Here is a 6,715-nt window from a genome sequence, read left to right on the forward strand (position 1 = left end):
GTGCAGCCCGCAGATACGGGGACGAGATGAGAAAGGCGCTGCCCGGTGGCCCCATCGCGAGGCCCCCTCGGGCGCACCGGCGCGCAGACCGGAGCTGAACGCCCGGCAAGACTAGCACCGCACGCAGGCGGGTCAGCCGATCACCTGGACACCGGCAGTGTCGATGGCGAGGTGGTGGGCGACCCAGCCCTCGGGGCAGCGCTCCAGCAACGCAGGACCGTCACCGAAGACCAGGACGGTGGGCCCGGCTCCGGAGATCACCGCGGCATGGCCGTCGGCCCGCAGCGCGCGGACCAGGGCCAGCGACTCCGGCATCGCGGGCTCGCGGTAGCTCTGGTGCAACCGGTCCTCGGTGGCCAGCAGGAGCCGCTCCGGCGAGCCGGCCAGGCTCGCCACCAGCAGCGCCGCACGGCCCGCGTTCGCCGCGGCGTCGAGGTGCGAGACGCTCTGCGGCAACAGCCCCCGAGCGACGTCGGTGGCGACCGGCGTCGGCGGGATGAAGACCACCGCGGAGATCCGCGGGTCGACCGAGGCCCGGGTGGCCCAGAACCGGTCGCCATCGGCACCCGAGATCACGAAGCCGCCGAGCAGCGCCGGGGCCACGTTGTCGGGGTGACCCTCCATCTCCGCAGCGAGCTGCAGCGCGCCCTCGTCGTCGAGCAGCAGCGTGCCGCCCGCGACCAGGGCCCGGGCCAGGCAGATGCCGCCGACGATCGCCGCCGACGACGAGCCGAGACCGCGGGCGTGCGGGACCCGGTTGTGGCAGCGCAGCCGCAGGCCGGCCGGGTCCACGTGCATCGCGGCGAAGGCTGCCCGCATCGCCCGGACCACCAGGTGCGACTCGTCCAGCGGGACGTCGTCGGCACCGGCGCCGAGCACCTCGACCTGGAGCGAGTCGCCACAGATCTCGGCCTCGAGCTCGTCACGCAGGTCCAGGGCGAGGCCCAGGGTGTCGAAGCCGGGCCCGAGGTTGGCCGAGGTGGCCGGCACGGTCACCCGCACCGGCCCCGGAACGAACCGACTCATCAGCGGAGACCAGCGGCCTCAGCAGCGGCCTCGACCTCGGCGTCGACCACCGTCTCCACGACGGGCCCGAAGCCCTCCAGAGCGGTGACGGTGTCCTTGAGCCCGTGCCCGGTGACCGTGATCACCACGGTCTTGCCGGCGTAGCTCTCGCCCTGCTCGAGCTCGGCGAGCAGACCGGCCACGCCGACCGCGGAGGCCGGCTCGACGAAGACGCCGTCGTTGGCGGCCAGGCCGCGCTGGGCGGACAGGATCGCCTCGTCGGAGAGCGACGCGAACCGGCCGCCCGACTCGGCGGCAGCGGCCTCGGCGAGCTTCCAGGAGGCAGGGTTGCCGATCCGGATCGCGGTCGCCTTGGTCTCCGGGTCGGCGACCGGGTGCCCCAACACCAGCGGCGCGGCGCCCTCGGCCTGGAAGGCGCGCATCACCGGGCGCTTGGTGGAGCGACCGAGGTCGGCGTACTGCTGGTATCCCAGCCAGTAGGCCGAGATGTTCCCGGCGTTGCCGACCGGCAGCAGGTGGTAGTCGGGTGCGTCGCCGAGCCGGTCCACGATCTCGAAGCTGGCGGTCTTCTGGCCCTCCAGGCGGACCGGGTTGACCGAGTTCACCAGGGCGACCGGGTACTCCTCGGCGAGGCCGCGGGAAAGCCGCAGGCAGTCGTCGAAGTTGCCGCGGACCATGATGATCTGCGCGCCGTGCATGATCGCCTGCGCCATCTTGCCGGCGGAGATCTTGCCCTCGGGGACCAGGACCAGCGGCTTGATCTGGGCCTTGGCGGCATAGGCGGCCATCGAGGCCGACGTGTTGCCCGTCGAGGCGCAGACCACGGCCTGGGCGCCCTGGTGCACGGCCACCGAGAGGGCCGCGGTCATGCCACGGTCCTTGAACGAGCCGGTCGGGTTGTTGCCCTCGACCTTGAGCCACACCTCGGCACCGGTCAGCCCCGAGAGCCAGCGCGACTCGACCAGCGGCGTACCGCCCTCACCGAGCGTGACCGCCGGCGTGTCGGCCGGGATGTCCAGCAGCTCGCGGTACTCGTCGATGACGCCTCTCCACTGGTGTGGCATCAGTCGTTCTCTCCTTCCACGCGCATCACCGAGGTGACCTCGCGCACGATGTCCATGTTCCGCAGGTGCTCCACGGTTGCCGACAGTTGGGCGTCGGTGGCCCGGTGCGAGACGACGACCAGCTGGGCGTCGTCGCCGCGGCCCTCCTGGCGCACGGTCTGGATCGAGACGCCGTGCTCGGCGAAGGCGGCGGCCACGGTGGCCAGGACGCCTGCGCGGTCCTGGACGTCGATGCCCACGTGGTAGCGGGTGACCGTCTCCCCCATCGGCAGCACGTCCAGCGCTGCGTAGGCGGACTCGCCCGCGCCGCGGCTGCCCGAGAGCAGGTTGCGGGCCGCGGTGACCAGGTCGCCGAGCACTGCGGATGCGGTCGGGGCACCGCCGGCGCCGGGGCCGTAGAACATCAGCTGGCCGGCGGCCTCGGACTCGACGAAGACCGCGTTGTAGGCCTCGCGCACCGACGCCAACGGGTGGGTGTCGGGGATCATCGCCGGGTGCACCCGCGCGGAGACGGCGCCGTCGCGCAGCTCGCAGATCGCCAGCAGCTTGACCACCGAGCGCATCTCGCGGGCGGAGGCGACGTCGGCAGCGGAGACCTCGGCGATGCCCTCACGGTGCACGTCCCCGGCAGTGACCCGGGTGTGGAACGCCAGGCTGGCCAGGATCGCGGCCTTCGCAGCCGCGTCGAAGCCCTCGACGTCGGCGGTGGGGTCGGCCTCGGCGTAGCCGAGCTCCTGCGCCTCCTCCAGCGCCTCGGCGAAGCCGGCACCGGAGGTGTGCATCTTGTCCAGGATGAAGTTCGTGGTGCCGTTGACGATGCCCAGCACGCGGGTCACCTTGTCACCGGTCAGCGACTCGCGCAGCGGGCGCAGGATCGGGATCGCGCCGGCCACCGCGGCCTCGTAGTAGAGATCGCGGGCGGACTTGTCGGCGGCCTCGAAGAGGGTCGCGCCGTCCTCGGCCAGCAGGGCCTTGTTCGCGCTCACCACCGAGGCGCCGTTCTCCAGCGCGGCCAGGATCAGCCCGCGGGCGGGCTCGATGCCGCCGATCACCTCGACCACCAGGTCGACGTCGTCGCGCGTGACCAGGTCCATCGCATCGGTGGTCAGCAGGTGCTCGGGCACCTCGACCTCGCGCTTGGCGTCGAGCCGGCGCACGGCGACGCCGGCCAGCTCGAGGCGCGCCCCCGCCCGTGCGGCCAGGTCCGCCGACTGCTCGGTGAGCAGGCGAACCACCTGCGAGCCCACCGATCCGCAGCCGAGCACCGCTACTCGCAGCGCCTTGTCACCCTCACTCATCGTGTTGCTCCCTCTAGCGCGGCACCCACGTCGGTAGCCAGCAGATCGTCGACCGTCTCGCGTCGCACGATGACACGTGCGACGCCGTCGCGGACCGCAATCACCGGCGGCCGCAAGGCATGGTTGTAGTTGGAGGCCATCGACCGGCAGTAGGCGCCGGTGCCCGGAACGGCCAGCAGGTCTCCGGGCGCGATGTCGCCCGGCAGGAACTCGTCCTTGACCACGATGTCGCCGGCCTCGCAGTGCTTGCCGACCACCCGCGCCAGCACGGCGGGGGCCTCGGAGGCGCGGGAGGCGACGGTGGCCGAGTAGTCGGCGTCGTAGAGCGCGGTACGGATGTTGTCGCTCATCCCGCCGTCCACCGAGACGTAGGTACGCCGGGCGCCGCCGTCGAGGGCGACCTCCTTGACCGTGCCGACGGTGTAGACGGTGCACATGCTGGGGCCGACGATCGCGCGTCCGGGCTCGATCGAGAGCCGAGGCGAGTCGATGCCGAGGCGCTCGCACTCACTGGCGATCACCGCCCGCATGCCCTCGGCCAGCAGCGCCGGCGTCGACGGGTCGTCCTGCGTGGTGTAGGCGATGCCGAATCCGCCGCCGAGGTCCATCTCCGGCATCGTGTGCCCGAGCTCGGCGGCGATCTGGGCGTGCAGCGCGAGCACCCGCCGCGCGGCGACCTCGAAGCCGGAGGTGTCGAAGATCTGGCTGCCGATGTGCGAGTGCAGGCCCTCGAGCCGCAGCCCGGGCTCCGCCAACACCCGGCGGGCCGCCTCCAGGGCGTCGCCGGCGGTGATCGAGAAGCCGAACTTCTGGTCCTCGTGAGCGGTGGCGATGAACTCGTGGGTGTGCGCCTCGACGCCGGCGGTGACCCGCACCATCACCCGCGCGGTGACGCCCAGCGACGCGGTGATCTCGGCCAACCGCTCGATCTCGTGGAACGAGTCGACCACGATCCGGCCCACGCCGAGCTCGACGGCACGCACCAGCTCGGCGCGCGACTTGTTGTTGCCGTGGTAGCCGAGCAGGGCCGGGTCGAGACCCGCGCGCAGGGCGACGGTCAGCTCGCCGTCGGAGCAGACGTCGAGACGCAGCCCCTCCTCCGCGATCCAGCCGGCGACGGTTGTGCACAGGAAGGACTTGCCGGCGTAGTAGACGTCGAAGTCCGAGAAGGCGTCGCGGAAGGCGGCCGCCCGGGCCCGGAAGTCGACCTCGTCCAGGACATAGGCCGCGGAGCCGTGCTCGGCGACCAGCTCCGGCAGCGAGACGCCGCCGATGCTGAGCACGCCGTCGCGCTTGGCCGCCGTCTCGGACCACAGGATCGGCACCAGGGCGTTGATGTCCTCGGGCTGGCGCAGCCAGGCGGGGCCGCGCAGGGCACCCGGGGCATGGGCCCAGCCGGCTTCGTGTGCACGCATCGCGCTACCTCACATCCGCTCGGGCGCCGAGACGCCGAGCAGGCCGAGACCGTTGGCCAACACCGTGCGGACCGCAACGACCAGCACCAGCCGGGCGGCGTTCACCGGAGCGACGGGCTCGTCGCCCTGGGGCAGCATCCGGCACTCCTTGGTGTCGTACCACTTGTTGAAGACTGCGGTGGTGTCCTCCAGGTAGCGGGCGATCCGGTGCGGCTCCCGCAGCTCGGCGGCGGCCGTGACCACCCGCGGGAACTCGGCGAGGCTGCGCAGCAGCGCGCCCTCCAGGTCGTGGGCGAGCAGCGCCGGGTCGAAGCCGGCCAGCGCGTCGTCCACCGACGGCATGCCGAGGTCGCGGGCGTTCTCCATCATCCGGCAGGTGCGGGCGTGGCCGTACTGCACGTAGTAGACCGGGTTGTCGTTGGAGGCCTTGGTGATCTCGGCGACGTCGAGCACCAGCGGCGAGTCCGCCGGGTAGCGCGCCAGCGAGTACCGCAGCGCGTCGACGCCGATCTCGTCGGCCAGCTCGTTGAGGGTGACGATGGTGCCCGCCCGCTTGGAGAGCTTGAGCTCCTGGCCGTCGCGCAGGATCTTGACCAGCTGGCCGATCAGCACGTCGAGCGTCTGCGCCGGGTCGTCGCCCGCGCACGCCGCCATCGCCTTCAGCCGGCCCACATACCCGTGGTGGTCCGCACCGAGCAGGTAGATGCAGTGGTCGAAGCCCCGCGCCCGCTTGTTCAGGTAGTAGGCCGTGTCGGAGGCGAAGTAGGTGAGCTCGCCGTCGGACTTGATCAGCACCCGGTCCTTGTCGTCGCCAAAGTCGGTGGTGCGCATCCACAGCGCACCACCCTCCTCGTAGACGTGGCCGAGCTCCTTGAGCCGGGCCAGGGTGTCGGGCACCGAGCCGGACTCGTGCAGCGACAGCTCGGAGAACCACACGTCGAAGTGGGTGTTGAACGCGTCGAGCTGGTCCTGCTGCTCCTTGAGCTGCAGCTCGTAGCCCTTCGCCCGGACGGCGGCGCGGCGCTCGTCGGCAGGCAGGTCGAAGATGCCCGGGCTCGCCGCGCCGACCGCGGTGGCGAGGTCGTCGATGTAGGCACCGGCATAGCCGTCCTCGGGCTTGGGCTGACCGAGCGCGGAGGCGATGATCGAGTCCGCGAAGTGGTTCATCTGCACGCCACGGTCGTTGATGTAGAACTCGCGGGTGACCTCGGCACCGGCCGCAGCGAGCACCCGGCCGATCGCGTCGCCGAGCACCGCCCACCGGGTGTGCCCCAGGTGCAGCGGACCGGTCGGGTTCGCGGAGATGAACTCGACGTTGATCTTCTGCCCGCTGAGCGCCTCGTTGGTGCCGTAGCCAGCCCCGGCGGCCACGATCTGCCCGGCGATCTCGCCCTGGGCACCGGCCTCCACCGAGATGTTCAGGAAGCCGGGGCCGGCCACCTCGACGCCGGCGACGCCGGCAGCCGCGGTCAGTCGCGCGGAGAGCAGCTCGGCGAGCGCCCGCGGGTTGGTGCCGGCCTTCTTCGCCAACTGCATCGCCACGTTGGTGGCGTAGTCGCCGTGCCCCTTCTGGCGGGGTCGCTCTACCGTCACCGAAGTAGGGACGCCGTCGGGCAGCGTCAGCGTGCCCTCGTTCACCAAGGCGGTGAGGGCGTCGACGATCGCGGTAGAGAGTTGCTCAGGGGTCACTGGACCAGCCTATCGGCGCATGGCCGCCGGCCTCACACCGATATCGACTGCTGGAAGAACTGCTCGAAGGGTGCCCCGTTTGACCTTGCGACAGTCATGGGCTGTAAGGTTTCGCCACGCGCCGCTTGGCGCTTGCCTCCGTAGCTCAGGGGATAGAGCACTGGTTTCCGGTACCAGGTGCCGCAGGTTCGAATCCTGCCGGAGGCGCACCACCTGCGATGCA

Annotated in this window: 5 protein-coding genes and 1 tRNA gene; 1 reads left to right on the top strand and 5 read right to left on the bottom strand. The window is 71.6% G+C overall.

The window, feature by feature from the left end; translation table 11 throughout:
* Positions 1-132 precede the first annotated feature (132 nt).
* From thrB to argS, 5 genes are read right to left on the bottom strand one after another with little or no spacing between them, the layout of a single operon-like run.
* On the bottom strand, positions 133-1,026 hold the full coding sequence (gene thrB, locus ABD151_RS00560; RefSeq protein ID WP_343990121.1) for a homoserine kinase: 894 nt from the start codon (positions 1,024-1,026) through the stop codon (positions 133-135).
* Positions 1,026-2,090 carry a threonine synthase gene (thrC, locus tag ABD151_RS00565; protein WP_343990124.1) on the bottom strand — a complete coding sequence of 355 codons (1,065 nt, stop codon included), beginning with the start codon at positions 2,088-2,090 and terminating at the stop codon, positions 1,026-1,028. Before thrC ends, thrB begins: the two co-directional genes overlap by 1 nt.
* The gene (locus ABD151_RS00570) at positions 2,090-3,388 is read right to left on the bottom strand and encodes a homoserine dehydrogenase (RefSeq protein ID WP_343990127.1); all 1,299 of its coding nucleotides are present in this window, start codon (positions 3,386-3,388) and stop codon (positions 2,090-2,092) included. Before ABD151_RS00570 ends, thrC begins: the two co-directional genes overlap by 1 nt.
* Entirely contained in the window at positions 3,385-4,803 is a 1,419-nt protein-coding gene (gene lysA / locus ABD151_RS00575) for a diaminopimelate decarboxylase (protein ID WP_343990130.1), read from the bottom strand. The genes ABD151_RS00570 and lysA overlap by 4 nt, the downstream gene beginning before the upstream one ends.
* 9 nt (positions 4,804-4,812) lie before the next feature.
* Positions 4,813-6,492 (bottom strand): arginine--tRNA ligase, encoded by a 1,680-nt coding sequence (argS, locus tag ABD151_RS00580; protein ID WP_343990133.1) that lies wholly within the window; start codon positions 6,490-6,492, stop codon positions 4,813-4,815.
* Positions 6,493-6,626: 134 nt separating this feature from the next.
* Here argS and ABD151_RS00585 point away from each other — a divergent pair.
* Positions 6,627-6,699, top strand: a tRNA-Arg gene (locus ABD151_RS00585).
* Positions 6,700-6,715 lie beyond the last annotated feature (16 nt).

Source organism: Nocardioides dubius (assembly GCF_039528155.1).
In the GTDB taxonomy this organism is placed as follows: domain Bacteria; phylum Actinomycetota; class Actinomycetes; order Propionibacteriales; family Nocardioidaceae; genus Nocardioides; species Nocardioides dubius.

Bases quoted from the DNA above. Each gene is read 5' to 3' on its own strand.
- thrB (WP_343990121.1), bottom strand. From the start codon at position 1,026: ATGAGTCGGTTCGTTCCGGGGCCGGTGCGGGTGACCGTGCCGGCCACC.
- thrC (WP_343990124.1), bottom strand. From the start codon at position 2,090: ATGCCACACCAGTGGAGAGGCGTCATCGACGAGTACCGCGAGCTGCTG.
- ABD151_RS00570 (WP_343990127.1), bottom strand. From the start codon at position 3,388: ATGAGTGAGGGTGACAAGGCGCTGCGAGTAGCGGTGCTCGGCTGCGGA.
- lysA (WP_343990130.1), bottom strand. From the start codon at position 4,803: ATGCGTGCACACGAAGCCGGCTGGGCCCATGCCCCGGGTGCCCTGCGC.